The sequence below is a fragment of the Candidatus Firestonebacteria bacterium RIFOXYD2_FULL_39_29 genome (genome assembly GCA_001778375.1).
Classification (GTDB): Bacteria; Oederibacteriota; D2-FULL-39-29; order D2-FULL-39-29; family D2-FULL-39-29; genus D2-FULL-39-29.
This window is the reverse complement of record MFGV01000061.1, coordinates 30,228-45,356: the sequence shown is the minus strand read 5'-3', so window position 1 is coordinate 45,356 and position 15,129 is coordinate 30,228. Positions and strand designations below refer to the sequence as shown.

At 39.8% G+C, this 15,129-nt stretch carries 14 protein-coding genes; 13 read left to right on the top strand and 1 reads right to left on the bottom strand.

The window, feature by feature from the left end:
- Positions 1 to 3 precede the first annotated feature (3 nt).
- From A2536_06675 to A2536_06615, 13 genes are all read left to right on the top strand, one after another.
- Positions 4 to 1,755 carry a ferredoxin gene (locus A2536_06675; protein ID OGF45552.1) on the top strand — a complete coding sequence of 584 codons (1,752 nt, stop codon included), beginning with the start codon at positions 4 to 6 and terminating at the stop codon, positions 1,753 to 1,755.
- Between the two features lie 234 nt (positions 1,756 to 1,989).
- Positions 1,990 to 2,646 carry a redox-sensing transcriptional repressor Rex gene (locus A2536_06670; GenBank protein ID OGF45551.1) on the top strand — a complete coding sequence of 219 codons (657 nt, stop codon included), beginning with the start codon at positions 1,990 to 1,992 and terminating at the stop codon, positions 2,644 to 2,646.
- Positions 2,609 to 4,468, top strand: a complete 1,860-nt coding sequence (locus A2536_06665; GenBank protein ID OGF45550.1) for a hypothetical protein — start codon at positions 2,609 to 2,611, stop codon at positions 4,466 to 4,468. Before A2536_06670 ends, A2536_06665 begins: the two co-directional genes overlap by 38 nt.
- Positions 4,469 to 7,666 carry a hypothetical protein gene (locus A2536_06660; GenBank protein OGF45549.1) on the top strand — a complete coding sequence of 1,066 codons (3,198 nt, stop codon included), beginning with the start codon at positions 4,469 to 4,471 and terminating at the stop codon, positions 7,664 to 7,666.
- Between the two features lies 1 nt (position 7,667).
- Complete coding sequence (locus tag A2536_06655) at positions 7,668 to 9,455, top strand: ferredoxin (protein OGF45548.1); 1,788 nt, start codon at positions 7,668 to 7,670, stop codon at positions 9,453 to 9,455.
- 11 nt (positions 9,456 to 9,466) lie between these two features.
- Positions 9,467 to 9,997 (top strand): hypothetical protein, encoded by a 531-nt coding sequence (locus A2536_06650; GenBank protein OGF45547.1) that lies wholly within the window; start codon positions 9,467 to 9,469, stop codon positions 9,995 to 9,997.
- An 18-nt stretch (positions 9,998 to 10,015) separates the two neighbouring features.
- Positions 10,016 to 10,396 (top strand): hypothetical protein, encoded by a 381-nt coding sequence (locus A2536_06645; GenBank protein ID OGF45546.1) that lies wholly within the window; start codon positions 10,016 to 10,018, stop codon positions 10,394 to 10,396.
- 207 nt (positions 10,397 to 10,603) lie between these two features.
- The gene (locus tag A2536_06640; GenBank protein ID OGF45545.1) at positions 10,604 to 10,990 is read left to right on the top strand and encodes a hypothetical protein; all 387 of its coding nucleotides are present in this window, start codon (positions 10,604 to 10,606) and stop codon (positions 10,988 to 10,990) included.
- Between the two features lie 344 nt (positions 10,991 to 11,334).
- Positions 11,335 to 12,363, top strand: coding sequence for a [FeFe] hydrogenase H-cluster radical SAM maturase HydE (locus A2536_06635; GenBank protein OGF45587.1), 1,029 nt, complete (start codon positions 11,335 to 11,337; stop codon positions 12,361 to 12,363).
- Positions 12,363 to 12,713: a hypothetical protein gene (locus A2536_06630; protein OGF45544.1), complete on the top strand. Its 351-nt coding sequence runs from the start codon at positions 12,363 to 12,365 to the stop codon at positions 12,711 to 12,713. The genes A2536_06635 and A2536_06630 overlap by 1 nt, the downstream gene beginning before the upstream one ends.
- A 3-nt stretch (positions 12,714 to 12,716) precedes the next feature.
- Positions 12,717 to 13,391: a hydrogenase accessory protein HypB gene (locus A2536_06625; GenBank protein ID OGF45543.1), complete on the top strand. Its 675-nt coding sequence runs from the start codon at positions 12,717 to 12,719 to the stop codon at positions 13,389 to 13,391.
- A gap of 63 nt (positions 13,392 to 13,454) precedes the next feature.
- A complete protein-coding gene (locus tag A2536_06620) occupies positions 13,455 to 13,640 on the top strand; it encodes a hypothetical protein (GenBank protein ID OGF45542.1) in 186 nt (61 codons plus the stop codon).
- Positions 13,637 to 14,704 (top strand): hypothetical protein, encoded by a 1,068-nt coding sequence (locus A2536_06615; GenBank protein ID OGF45541.1) that lies wholly within the window; start codon positions 13,637 to 13,639, stop codon positions 14,702 to 14,704. The genes A2536_06620 and A2536_06615 overlap by 4 nt, the downstream gene beginning before the upstream one ends.
- Before the next feature lie 18 nt (positions 14,705 to 14,722).
- Here A2536_06615 and A2536_06610 read toward each other — a convergent pair whose 3' ends face one another.
- Positions 14,723 to 15,013 (bottom strand): hypothetical protein, encoded by a 291-nt coding sequence (locus A2536_06610; protein OGF45540.1) that lies wholly within the window; start codon positions 15,011 to 15,013, stop codon positions 14,723 to 14,725.
- Positions 15,014 to 15,129: the final 116 nt, after the last annotated feature.

Here is a 15,129-nt window from a genome sequence, read left to right as displayed (position 1 = left end):
ATAATGTATAAAATGATTGAAGCTAAAATAAACGGTATTACCGTGGAAGTTAAAGAAGGAACAACCGTGTTGGAAGCGGCAAAAAAGGTTCAGATCAAAATTCCTACACTTTGTAAACATCCTGATCTGCCGCCTTCAGCGGCCTGCGGTCTTTGTATTGTCAAAGTAAAAGGTTCCAATAAGATGCTTCGCTCTTGTTGTACTCCGCTTGAAGACAAAATGGAGATAACCACCAATGATCCCGATATCGTAGAGGTAAGGAAAACCGTACTCGAGTTAATTCTTTCTAATCATCCCAATGATTGTTTGAAATGCGGACGGAATAATAATTGTGAACTTCAAAGTATGGCTTCGGATTTTGGAATCAGGGAAGATGTTTTTGAAAAGTTTTTAAGAGACCTTCCAAAGGATGGAACGACCGGCACAATTGTGCTGGAACCGACAAAATGTATTTTATGCGGCAGGTGCATAGAAGTCTGCCAAAAAAACCAGGATGTCTGGGCGCTTTCGTTTTTGGAACGGGGCAGGGATACCAGAATATCTCCCGCAGGGGATATTAAGCTTTCTGAATCTCCCTGTGTAAAGTGCGGTCAATGTTCAGCGCATTGCCCGACCGGCGCTATATTCGAAAAGGATGACACCCATTTGGTCTGGGATGCTCTTAAAAATCAGGATAAGTATTGCGTTATCCAGATAGCCCCCGCCGTCAGGGTTGCGATAGGTGAAGCATTTGGAGTTGTGGGAAAAAATCTGACAAAAAAATTATACGCTTTATTCAGGAGATTGGGTTTCAAAGCGGTTTTTGACACCAATTTTGGTGCGGATGTTACAATAATGGAAGAAAGTACGGAGTTTGTTGAAAGGTTTACAAACAAAAAAGATGAACTGCCGCTTATCACTTCCTGCTGTCCGGCCTGGGTGGACTTTATGGAGAAATTTCATTCTGATATGATAAACCACTTTTCCACCTGTAAATCCCCGCATGAAATTATAGGTACGCTTTCAAAAACCTATTACGCGGAAAAGAATAAAATAGATCCGGCAAAGATTTATATGGTTTCCATCATGCCCTGCACGGCAAAGAAATATGAGATTACAAGATCCAACGAAATGTTCGCTTCCGGTTTCCAAGATATTGATGTTACGATTACCACAAGGGAACTTGCGCGTATGATAAAACAGGCGGGTATTGATTTTATGAATCTGCCGGATGAGGAAGCGGATAGTTTGCTCGGAGATTATACCGGCGCCGGTGTTATCTTTGGCGCAACCGGCGGCGTAATGGAAGCGGCTCTGCGGACTGCTTATAATCTTATTACCGGAAAGGAACTTGAAGATGTTAATTTTGTTAAGACACGGGGTCTTGAGTTTATCAAAGAAGCAGAAATAGATATCAAGGGGACAAAAATCAGGATAGCAGTAGCGCATGGCCTTGCTCATGTCGAAGAGGTTCTAAACAGGGTGAGACAGGCAAAAAAAGAAGGCAGGGAAACACCCTATCATTTTATTGAAGTCATGGCTTGTCCCGGCGGTTGTATAGGCGGCGGCGGCCAGCCGTATAATGTTACTGATACTTTAAGATTAAAAAGAACAGCAGCAATCTATCAGGACGATAAGGACAAAGAGTTTCGCTGTTCGCACAAAAATCCGTATGTAAAAAAACTATACAAGGATTTTCTGGGAAAGCCTCTAAGTGAAAAGTCGCATAAACTCTGTCACACTGATTATAAAGCAAGACCAATATATATAAGATGAAAAATACAAGATTAAGTGAATGTAAGTAGCAATATATTATATCCATGAATAACTTTTATTAAAAAATATTATTTTAATGTGACAATAATTACTTAATAATCGTAAAAAACCTGTATTATAAATGATAATATTATGTCTAATTATCTATAAATTTCAAATATTGTCACAATAATCTTGACTTAAATAACGGAAACTGATAGAGTATTTTAAGTTAATGTGAAAGGTGGTACAATAATGTCGGAATCAAAAAGCTGTATATTGAGGCTCTGCAGGTACAGACGAACTCTCAAGGATTTAAAAGAGTTGGGTTATGTAAAGATATTTTCGGATAATCTGGGTGAAGCTACAGGGGTAACGGCAACTCAGGTAAGAAAGGATTTCTCCCTATTTGGAATTTCAGGAAATAAAAAAGGCGGCTATATTATTGATAATCTTATTGAAAGAATTAATTATATCCTGGGAAAAGATGAAATTCAGAAAGTTATTTTGGTCGGAGCCGGGAATCTTGGAAGCGCTCTGACAAGGTATAAAGGTTTTGAAAAAGAAGATATAAATATAGTGGCGGCTTTTGACGCCGATCCCGCAAAAAATATAAAAGTTAATAACATACAAGTTCATCCGATAAAGGATGTATTTGATTATGTCAGGAATAATAAAGTAAGGGTTGCCGTACTTGCAGTTCCGTCCGTAGTTGCGCAGGAGGTAAGCGAGATGCTTATTTCCGCAGGGATACGCGGGATTTTAAATTTTGCGCCTGTTACTCTAAAAGTTCCTGAACGGATAGTGGTAAATAATGTGAATCTTGCCATTGAACTTGAAAATGTTATTTACTATGTGAACGCAAGGGAACGTAATGAAAAACAAGATAAGGCAAATCTCATTCAAAGTTAGGCTTTTTTTAAGCTTTCTGCTGGTAATTATAGTGATTGGCATAATAGCTTATACCTATGGAAGTTTTTTTATTTCTGACAATGTTTACGGCAGAGCCCAGCGTGAAGTTGCCAGAAATATAAATTCTGCATGGAATGAATATAATAACGAAATCGAAAATATCAAAACCATTGCGGATTTCCTTTCCGGAGTGCATTGTAATGAATATCGCACGAATAAAGTCTTATTGGCAAAAATCAAAGAGAAATATAAAATAGATTATATTGTATTTACTCCCGGTAAAGTAAATGAGAAAATAGCGGAAAATTCAAGACCTCGCGCAGAAACAAGAATTGTATCTGCAAAAGAACTTAAAGAATTAAGCAATAACCTTGCCGAAAGAGCTTTTATAAAATCTAAAGAAACTGAAATGGCAAAAAAAATACCTGTGTCTGATTTGAAAGACGGTCTTGTAATGGAAGCAACTGTTTCATATTTTGATACAAAAGAACCGGAAAAAGGTACCCTGAGAATAGGAAAACTTCTGAATAAAAACTCGGAGATAATAGATAAAATAAATAATATTATATTTGAAGATCAGAAATATAAACAAAAATCCATTGGCACTGTAACATTGTTTTTGAAAGATATAAGAGTTGCCACAAATGTGTTGACGTTAAACGGAGAACGGGCGATAGGTACGCATATTTCGGAAACGGTCTATGACAAAGTTATTACGAAAGGAACTAAATGGAGAGACCGGGCTTTTGTTGTAAACGAATGGTATATTACGGCCTATGACCCTATAAAAGATTCTAAGGGGAATATTGTCGGTATATTATATATAGGAAGATTAGAAGCTCCTTTCCTGGAAATAAGGGATATCATGAGAAGAGACCTTTTTCTCCTCCTTCTCTTAAGTACGCTGCTTTGTGTTTTGATCTCTTACTGGATCTCAATTGCGATTGACAGGCATTTTATACAAATGACAGCGGCGGTAAAACAAATCGCAAATAACGATTTAAATGTCAGGGTCAGCAAAGATACCGGAATAACGGAATTTAATATACTTGCTGAGGCATTCAATGCAATGGCAATGGCTTTGAATGAGGACAGGCGAGAAATACTTGAAGCGAATGAAAAATTAAATGCTGCGAATAAAAACTATCTTGATATGGTGGGTTTTGTTTCTCATCAGCTAAAAGGCATTTTAGGTTCCATCGTTATGAATATATATTCAATCAAAGAAGGATTTTTAGGGGAAATTAATGAGAAGCAAAAAAAAGCAATAGATTCTGTTGCCAGGATTCTTGATTATTTTGAAAATATGGTCAAGAATTACCTTGACCTTTCAAGGATTGAAAAGGGAGAACTGGAAATAAGACCTGTTACTCTTGATTTCTCCGAAGATATTATTAAGACGGCTATACAACATTTTGAAAAACAAGCTCAGGAGAAAAATATTAAAATAGAAAATAATATTTCTTCCGGTATAAAAATATCAGCCGACAAGGGTCTTATGCTGATAGTGTGTGATAATTTACTCAGTAATGCGGTTAAGTATGGGGCTAGAAACGGAAGCATTATATTATCAAGCGAGGATGCGGGAGAAGAATACTTCAAGTTTGTTTTCTATAATGACTCAGAGCCGATACCTGACGATAAAAAAGACATGTTATTCAAGAAATTCTCCAGGCTGCCCGGTACGGAAAAAATAAAAGGAAGCGGCATTGGCTTGTTCATTGCCAGGCAGATAATTGAAAAACATGACGGAAAAATAACTCATGAAGCAGTAAAAACGGGAAATAGATTCAGCCTTTTAATAAGGAAAAGGAGCAATTAAATGAGTAATGCAATAGAAAAATTGAGTAAAATGAAACAAAAAGCGCTTCACGAAAATCTTTCCAAGTGGCTTTGCGACACCAGGATTAATGTCGGAATGTCTACCTGTGAAATAGCCGCCGGCTCAAAAAGTGTTTACACGGCTATTAAAGATGAAATAAAGAAGAGGAAGATAAAAAATGTTCATATCGGGCAGAAGGGCTGTGTAGGAAGATGCCATCTCGAGCCTACCATAGAAATATTTCAGGCCGGCAAAAAGCCCTTTAAATACGAGAATGTTGATGCTAAAAAAGCCAGACAAATAGTACTGGCTCATCTGGTGAAAAACAGTGCAGTGCATTTAGAGTGTAAAGGTAAAGGATATGTTTCGAGCTCTAATATTCTTACGGGTAAGTCAAATTACATTTTCGGAGATATTGATTATTTTAAGAAGCAAAAAAGAATGGCACTCCGTAACTGCGGGGTAATAGATCCGGAATCCCTGGATGATTATCTTTCTGTCAGAGGGTATGAAGCTCTTGCAAAAGTACTTGTAGAATATGCTCCGGATAAAGTTATTGATGAAATTATTAAATCCGGCCTCAGAGGCAGAGGCGGAGGGGGTTTTCCTACCGGTACAAAATGGACCTTCGTTGCTAAACAGCAGTCTGACATTAAATATGTTATATGTAATGCAGATGAGGGTGATCCGGGCGCATTTATGGACAGAAGTGTTATTGAGGGGGATCCGTATAGTGTACTTGAAGCAATGACTGTAGGAGGTTTTGCCGTCGGAGCCTCTCAGGGTATCGTCTATATCCGCGCCGAATATCCGCTTGCCGTGGAAAGGCTTAAAAAAGCTATTATTGATGCTAAAAATAAAAACCTGCTTGGTAAAAATATTCTCGGGAGCAATTTCTCCTTTGACATAGAGATTGTTTTGGGTGCGGGGGCTTTTGTCTGCGGAGAAGAAACCGCTCTTATAAATTCAATTATGGGAATGCGCGGTATGCCCCGTACCAGGCCGCCTTTCCCCGCTGTAAAGGGTTTATGGGGAAGGCCTACGCTCATTAACAATGTAGAGACGTGGGCAAATATCCCTGTAATTATTCTTGATGGTTCTGATTATTTTGCATCAATAGGTACCGAAAAAAGCAAAGGTACCAAAGTGTTTGCGCTTGCGGGAAAGATTAAGAATACGGGACTCGTGGAAGTTCCCATGGGTACGTCTTTAGGTGAAGTGGTTTTTGACATTGGCGGAGGGACGAAAGACGGAACAAAGTATAAGGCGGCCCAAACCGGAGGTCCTTCCGGCGGATGTTTACCGACAAAATTTTTGAACACTCCTATTGATTATGATTCTTTAATTTCTGCCGGTTCTATTATGGGATCCGGCGGTCTTATAGTCATGGACGAAAAAGATTGTATGGTGGATGTTGCAAAGTTTTTCCTTGAATTTACACAGGACGAATCCTGCGGCAAATGTACTCCCTGCAGGGAAGGCACCAAAAGAATGTTGGAAATTCTTGAACGGATTACGAAGGGCGAGGGGAAAGAAGGGGATATCGAAAAACTTGAAAAACTTGGGAATACAATAAAGAAGACAGCTCTTTGCGGTTTGGGTCAGACTGCTCCAAACCCGGTACTTTCTACGATAAAATATTTCAGGGAAGAGTATGAATCGCATATTAAAGATAGAAAGTGTAAATCAGCTGTTTGCGGAGAGCTTTTTGTTTCTCCCTGCCAGCATACTTGTCCTGTGAATATTGATATACCGGGTTTTATTGGAAATATTCGCGAAGGCAAAATTAAAGAGAGTATAGAACTTATTTTAAAGAGAAATCCTCTGCCCTCTGTTTGCGGAAGAGTCTGTCATCACCCCTGCGAATCTAATTGTAGAAGGGGTAAAATTGAAGATCCCGTGTCGATTATGATGCTTAAAAGATTTGCCGCAGATTATACCGCAGGAGATAAGGATGTAAAAGTTGAAAAATATAAAGGAAAAATGCTGAAGGAATCTGTTGCCGTAGTAGGCAGCGGGCCTGCGGGCTTATCCTGCGCCTATCACCTTGCAAAGCGCGGGTATCAGGTGACGATTTATGAATCTGAAAAAGTTGCCGGCGGAATGCTCCGAATCGGCATTCCTGAATATAGGCTTCCGAAAGATATAGTCGAGCGGGATATAAATAGAATAAAAGATGCAGGAGTAAAGATTAAAACTGGAGTGACCTTTGGAAAAGACATCTCCCTGAAAGAGCTCAAAGCAAAAGGGTTTAAAGCCGTGTTTTTAGCTATCGGAGCCTGGAAAGAAGTACCCTTGAAGATTCACGGTACGGACCTGCTTGGTTTTATGGGTTCTCTTTCTTTCCTGAAAAATTATAACACAGAAAAAATCAAGAAAATCAAAGGTGTGTACTCAATAATTCTTGATAAAGAACATAATATTGCGGTTACCGGAAAGCGGGTTGCTGTAGTTGGCGGAGGTAATGCGGCCATGGATGTGGCAAGAACGTGTCTAAGGCTTGGGGCTTCCGAGGTTCATGTTGTATATAGAAGAGATAAGTCAGATATGCCTGCAATTCCCGAGGAAGTTTCCGAGTGTGAAAAAGAAGGTGCAAAACTCCATTTTCTTTTAATACCAAATGCCATTAAGGGAAAGAACGGAAAAATTACCGAGCTTGAGTGTCTGCATACAAAACCGGGAGACTTTGATGCCTCCGGCAGAAGACGTCCTGTTGCGACTAAGGATACGTTTAACCTTCCTGTTGATATCGTAATAAGCGCGATTGGCGGCAGGCCTTCGGGAGCCGAACTTCTAAAGGATGATCTGGCTATGACAGACTGGGGCACGCTTTCTGCGGATCCCGGAGTATTTACAACAAATATTGAAGGTGTTTTTGCAGGCGGGGATGTTGTTACGGGAGGAGGAACGGTAATAGATTCGGTTGCTGACGGGGAAAAAGCCGCAACTTCAATCGACAGGTACTTGAAAAATGAAGATTTATTTAAAGACAGGTATGTGATAAAGGGAGAAAGAAAAGCTGTGGAATATATTGACCCTTCCAAAGATGTAAAAGAAAAATGCAGAATAAAACACGCGCAGCTGAGTATGGAAAAAAGATTACAGGCTTTTACGGAAGTTGACCTCGGGTATGGAAAGAGTCAGGCGATGGAAGAGGCAGACAGATGTTTAAGGTGCGACAAAAAGGAGGCGGAATAAAATGGATAAAAAACAGATAAATTTAACAATAGACGGAAATAAAATATCCGTACCCGCGGATTTTACGGTTATGCAGGCCGCGGACGCTGCAGGAATTCATATTCCCCGTCTTTGTTATCATCCGAAACTTTCCGCAGTGGGTGCCTGCAGGATTTGCATAGTTGAAATAGAAGGCGCAAAAAATTATTCCGCATCCTGTATTACCGCAGTTTCCGAAGGAATGAACGTTAAGACAAATTCTCCCGAAATTAGGGAGGCAAGAAGGGATCTTGTAGAATTAATTCTGGATAATCATCCCCGGGAATGTCAGATCTGTGAGAAAAATAATAACTGTGAACTTCAGGAGCTGGCTCTTACTCTGGGTATTGAAGAGTACGAGTTTCCCGGAGAAAGAAAACGCTTTGCCGCAGATTATTCTTCTGCTTCTATAGTAAGGGATCCGGATAAATGCATACTTTGCGGTAAGTGTGTTCGTGTCTGCTCGGAAATACAAGGCGTTAATGTTCTGTCCGTTTCCGCCAGGGGCTATAAAGCAAATGTAGGACCGGCTTATGATATGAATATGTCGGAAAGCGTCTGTATTAATTGCGGACAGTGTACTTTGTTTTGTCCTACGGCAGCCCTGACCGAAAAAGACGGGATAAAAGAAACTTTTAAAAACCTGAATGATAAGGAAAAGGTTTGCATTGTCCAGATTGCGCCGGCGGTAAGAGTGGCTATCGGGGAAGCTTTTGGTTTTACACCGGGGACGGATAAAACCTACGAAACCGTTACTGCCTTAAGAATGCTGGGTTTTAAAGTTGTTTTTGATACTCAGTTCTCGGCAGATCTTACAATAATTGAAGAAGGCCATGAGTTTATTAAGCGTTTAACAACAGGCGGAAAGCTCCCGATGTTCACTTCCTGTTCCCCGGGCTGGATAAAATACCTTGAAACTTTCCATCCGGAATTTATTGAGAATGTTTCAACGTGTAAGTCGCCCCAACAGATGATGGGCGCGCTAATTAAAACTTTCTACGCAAAAAAAATGGGTCTGGATCCTGCTAAAATATACTCTGTTTCTATAATGCCCTGTACTGCTAAAAAATACGAGTGCGCCAGACCTGAAATGAACTCCAGCGGTTTCAGGGATGTAGATGTGGTGCTGACAACAAGAGAGCTTGCTAAAATGATAAAGCAGGCAGGAATTAAATATAAAGAGCTGAAAAAAGGGCAGTTTGACCAGCCTCTCGGGGAATCCACGGGAGCCGCGCCGATATTTGGTGTTACCGGCGGAGTAATGGAAGCAGCTCTCCGGACGGCTTATGAAGTCATTACAAAAAAAGAACTTCCTTCAATTGACTTTAAGGTGGTCAGGGGCCTTACGGGAATAAAAGAAGCAACCGTGGATGTTGCCGGCACAAAAGTTAATGTGGCTGTAGTGTTTGGCCTTGCCAACGTGCATAAAGTGCTTACGGAAATAAAAGAAGGTAAAAGAAATTACCATTTTGTGGAAGTAATGACCTGTCCCGGGGGTTGTATAGGAGGGGGCGGGCAGATCTACCCGCAGGGCGATATTGAAGCTATGGACAAGGAACTGTATTCTCTTCGAGCAGAGGGCTTGTATTCAATTGATGAAAAAAAGAAAATCAGAAAATCTCATGAAAATCCTTTGATTACCAAAATTTACGAGGAATTTCTGATCAAGCCTCTCGGGGAAGTTTCCCATAAATTATTACACACTCATTACCATCACAAGTGTCCGAAAGGGATACCATCCGGTCTGAGAGACACGGTAAGTATAGGTTAAAAGGAGGAAAAATGAATAAGTGCACATGCGCTCCTGAATTAAAAGAAAAAGAAACTGCAGCCAATTTAAAAGAGCTTAAAGAGCATATCAAACACCTAAAGCCGCTATATGACAAACAAGGCGCTCTTATGGGGGTTTTACATAAAGTCCAGGATATTTTTGGTTACATTCCAAGAGAAGCAATGGATTTGGTTTCCGAAGAATTGGAAGTGCCTACCGCCCATATTTATGGTATGGCGACCTTCTACAATTTCTTCTCGCTGAAACCCAGGGCAAAATATCAGATATTTATGTGCAAGGGCACTGCCTGTTATGTGGCCGGCGGGGCTCGAATTTTAGAAAAACTCCGGGAAGAGCTCAAGTTAAAACCCGGTGAAGTTACCGAAGACGGACTTTTTGGTCTGGGTATTACCAGATGTCTTGGATGCTGCGGCTTGTCGCCCGTAATGCAGGTGAACGAGGAAATATTTGTAAGAATGGTCCCGGAGAAAGTTCCGGGTATACTTGAGAAATTTAAAAAATTGGAAAAGAAAGGAAAATAGTTTTCAGGGAGCCGGCAAGTGATTAAAAATATTCTACTTGTAGATGATGATTTTGATTTTACCGAAGCGGTAGAGAATTTTCTTGAAGCGGCAAGCTATAATGTTGAAGTTGAAAACAAAGATGAGAATGCGATAGAGCATATTAGAAACTCAAAACCGGATCTGGTGCTGCTGGATGTTTTAATGACTAAGGAAACCAGCGGTTTTGAAATAGCCGAAAAAATGAATTTAGATGAAAGCCTGAAAAAAATTCCTGTAATTTTTCTGACAGCTTATTTTAAAAGAACCGGACTTACCGACAAGGAAGATGAAATTGTCAAAAAGTGGGAAAATGTAAAATATGTGCTGGATAAACCCGTAAAGCCGTCAATTTTACTTGGCGTGATACAAAAACTATAGGTCAGTTTAATAATAGAAACCGGATGAAAACTTTTAGTCAACCGGATGTTTTGCAAGTTAAAATAAGGATTTATAGGATGTTGTTTCAGTTCCTGAAAAGAAAATTTAGGTCAAATATTCCGGTATTTATGGTATAATTAATGTGAAATAATAAAAATAATAAGCCCTTTTTTCCGGGGCTTTTGATAAGTTTTAAAAGGAGGAAGTATGGCGAAAAGTTTTATAATGATTATAGATGATGATCCGGATTTTGTTGATGCAACCAAGAACCTTTTGGAATCAAAGGGTTTTACGGTAAACACAGCAGCAAACAGTGAAGAAGGCCTAAAAGCAATAAGCAAAAATGTCCCTGACCTCCTTCTTCTTGATGTCATGATGACAAAAAGAGATGAAGGTTTTGAATTCAGCAGAAAATTGTCAAAAGATGAAAAACTAAGCAAGATACCTATAATAATGATCACCGGAATAAGAAAAGAGATGAATCTTCCATTCGGCTTTGAAGCGGATAAAGAATGGCTTCCGGTAAAAGCAGTGCTTGAAAAGCCTGTAAAACCGGAACAATTACTTGCTGAAATCGGTAAAATAATAAAGTAAGTTTACTTTTGCGCACGGGCCGGTAACTCTTCCGATTCGTGCGTTTTCTTTTTACGGGGATGTTTAATTAAAAAGATAAAGATTTATTTTCGAGATTTACAAAGTACTGTTTCAGTATAAAAAATAATATCCTTTGGTTTTACTGTAAACATATTTAGTTGCTGCAAAACTATGTTTTAGTCGAGGTTGACATGTGTTACTCCATACCCGGTAAGGTTTTAAAAATAGACGGTAAAATGGTCACCGTCGAATACTTTGGCGAGATCAGGAAAGCCAAGAATGAGTTCTATGAGCTTACGCCCGGACAGTATGTTTATGCTCAGGGGGGATTTATTGTTTCCACCGTGGAGGTGAAAGAGGCGGAAATTTTGCTTCAGAATTGGAAAGAAGTATTTCTTAAGCTGAAAGAAAAGGATCTCCGTCTTGCCCGGGAACCAAAAACGCTCTACCAGATTGCTAACGCCACCAGGCAAAAACATCAGGATAATTCCTGCTGCGTGCACGGTATAATAGAATTTTCCAATTACTGCACCTGCGATTGTATGTATTGCGGGATAAGAAAAAATAATAAGGAAGTAAAGCGCTATCGTATGACTATCGAGGAGATTGTAAAACAGGCGGACAATGCAGTCAACAAGCTTGGTTTTAAAGCGCTTGTGCTTCAATCCGGGGAAGATTCCTGGTATACCGAGGAAAAACTTCTCCTGCTTGTTAAAAGAATCAGAGAGAAGTGCGGTGTTCTCATAGTTTTAAGTATCGGAGATCGGCCGGTGTCAGTTTACAAAAACCTTTACGAAGCGGGCGCCAAATCAGCACTTATCAGGTTTGAAACAGCCAATGAGAAAATTTACGAAAGTATGAAGGAAGGTAAGAAACTCAAAGACAGACTTGCGCTGATAAACAAACTTAAAGAGCTGGGATACTTGGTAATATCTGGATTTTTGATAGGCCTTCCCGGCCAGACTGAGCATGACCTTATGGATGATATCAGGCTGACAGGTGATATAAATCCGGAAATGTTCTCCTTCGGTCCTTTTATACCTCATAAAGGGACTCCTCTTTCCAAGGAAAGAATCCCCACGCTTGACGAGGTACTCACTGTAATAGCCCGGGCAAGGATTCTTTACCCGGAGTCAAAGATAGTGGTGACCACTGCCCTGGAAACGCTTGATAAAAAGGGAGGGGCAAAAAAAGGTTTGATGTCCGGAGCAAATTCTTTAATGATTAACCTTACCCCGGAAAAGTACCGGGATCACTACGAGATATATCCCGGGAGAAAAGGGATGGAACAGACTGTGGAAGACCGGATAAAGGAAGTCCTGAAACTCCTTGAATCAATAGGACGAGCGCCTACGGATATAGGGTTAGTCTGATGCACGAACTTTCACTGGTAACCTCGATAGCGGGTGTTTTAAGAAAAGAATGCAAAAAGAATGGAATAAAAAAGTTAAAGGTTATCAGATTAAAAGTCGGAATTTTAAGAAATGTTGTTTCAGAACTTCTCACAGATGCATTTAAAATGCTTGGTAAGGAAGAGCTTTTTAAAAATGTAAAAATAAGGGTATGCGCAATAAAATTAAAGATTAAATGTTCGGTTTGCGGCAATGAAATTATTGTCAAAATCCCGGAAAATATTGTGTTAAAGTGTGTTAAATGCGGTAAAAAAGAAATGAAGATCAAAGAGGGAAATGAGTTGATAATCAGCGGTATTGAAGGAGAATAGAAATTGAAGAAAATAAAACTTTCCGCGAACATCCTTGAAGAAAATGATTTGGCGGCTAATAAAGCGCGTAAATATTTTACAAAGCAAAATATCTTTGTCATAAATTTCATGGGTTCCCCCGGCTCCGGAAAAACTACTCTCATCTCCGGGATTATAAAACTTCTAAAAAAGAAGTATTCCCTCGGTGTAATTGAAGGTGATGTAGCGACTGCTAAAGATGCGGAGAAAATCGCAAAGTTAAAAATTCCCGTAGCGCTTTTAAATACGGACCAGATAGGCAATGCCTGCCATCTCACTTCGAAGATGATACGGAAAGCCTATAAGAAGCTTGGAGAAAAAGTTAATATTCTTTTCATTGAGAATATAGGTAACCTGGTTTGCCCCGCGGAATTTGACCTTGGAGAACATCTGCGTATTTCCATGACATCGATAACGGAAGGTGATGATAAGATCAGCAAGTACCCGCCGATGTTCATGAAGGCTGATGTGATTGTCGTGAACAAGTTCGATCTTCTAAGGCATTTCGATTTTAGCGTGAAAGGCGTAAAGAAAGACATTGCAAGGTTAAATCCGAAAGCGAAGGTGTTTTACCTTGATGCGACGGCAGGAAAAGACCTGGACAAGTTTGCAGCGTATCTGGAAGAAAGATTAATTAATTTACAATTTACGATTGAATGAGATTTGTTGTGCGGGCGGTTTTGAAAACCGCCGGTGTAAACCCGTGGATGACCGCCCTTAAGCTTGGCGGGTAAGTGTCCTCCTCAGGCGAAAAAAACCGTGTATAAGGATAGAAAATTGAGTGGACTTTATGATGCTATGCCAAAGAAAACCCGGAGCAGCCTGTCCGTCAGAGTTTCTGCCGAGATCTCGCCCTTAGCGGATCCGCCAATCTTTTGGGCGGATGAGCTCGCGGAAAATTTGGCATGAGTGATAAAATATCTTCCTATCGTCAAAACTCTGAGCAGCCTGTCCGCCAATCTTTCAAGGAGGATAAATCCGGAGAGTTATATTTTCAATGGCATATAACAAATGTTTGTAATTTGAGGTGCAAGCATTGTTATCAGGACATTTACACGGCGGATAAAGAACTTGATATAGATAGTTTAAAGCAGATTGCAGATTCTGTTTCTTCTACGGCTGCAAGAAAAGAAATTGATATTGTTTACAATATTACCGGCGGAGAACCTTTTCTAAAAAAAGAATTATTCCCGCTTTGTGCTTATCTTGATTCATTAAAAGAAGTACGGGAATACATCATTATAACGAATGGAATGCTTATTGATCTTGAAACTATCAACAGATTAAAATCCATGAGAAAACTCTCGGGTATTAAGGTTTCTCTTGAGTCAGCTGTACCTTCCGTAAATGATTCAATCAGAGGAAAAGGTTCTTTTGATAAAGCAGTTAAAGCTATTGAAATGCTTATTAAGAACGGTATTCCTGTCACGGTAATGTTTACCGTGATGAAATCAAACCTGTCCGATGTTTTGGAGCTTGTGAAATTATGCCGGAAAATAAAAGCAGACGGCTTGATAATAGAAAGATTTATTCCTATGGGAGAGGGCCGTAAAATAAAAAAAGAGGTCTTAAACAAAAATGAATGGAAAGAACTTGTTGAAACAATGCTGGATCTTTCTGGAGAAAAGCAGAGCAAACCGGATATATACGATTGGAGAGCTTTTTGGATAGAAATATTAAAGGACGGAAAGATCGAACTTTCCGGAGCGGAATGCAACATAGGAAAGAATAACTTCTGTATTATGCCGAGCGCTGATGTTTATCCTTGCCGCAGGTTTGGTTTAAAGATCGGCAATATATTAAAGGAACCGCTTGAAAAGATAATTGAATCTACGGTGCTTAATAATATTATGACCGGACTTAAGAAGGGAAAGTGCAAAGAATGTGAATATTTAGACTGCCGCGGCTGCCCGGCTCTGGCATACAGTTTATCCCTGGACTATCTGGCCGAAGACAGCCAGTGTTATAAATAGTAAAATAGTTACAGCGTTTTATCTTTCTGCTTTTACTTTTTTTATGCAGTAAAGTCTGCAGTTTTTCCAGCCTGATTTAGTGTGAGTTCCGTCTGTGTCCTCTGCAACCAATTTGGCGGCTTCCGCTACTGCATGCAGAGTACCATTGGATTTTTCCGGCATTTTACATCTTTCAGCGTAAGACTTAAGTCCACGGCGTGTCGGAGCTGACAGGCCATTGTAAATTTGAGTGGCTGTAATATAATACCCCGTATTTGCGATCAGAACTTTTCTTACTGCATTTTTTATTTGCACCGGCATTGCTTTCATTTGCGACCCCTTTGATCTATCAGAAATCCACAATACAATTATACCACGTAAACAGAGCTCAAAAATATTATATATGACAAAATAGCCGATTATTTCAGTTACGTTAGCAACGTAAA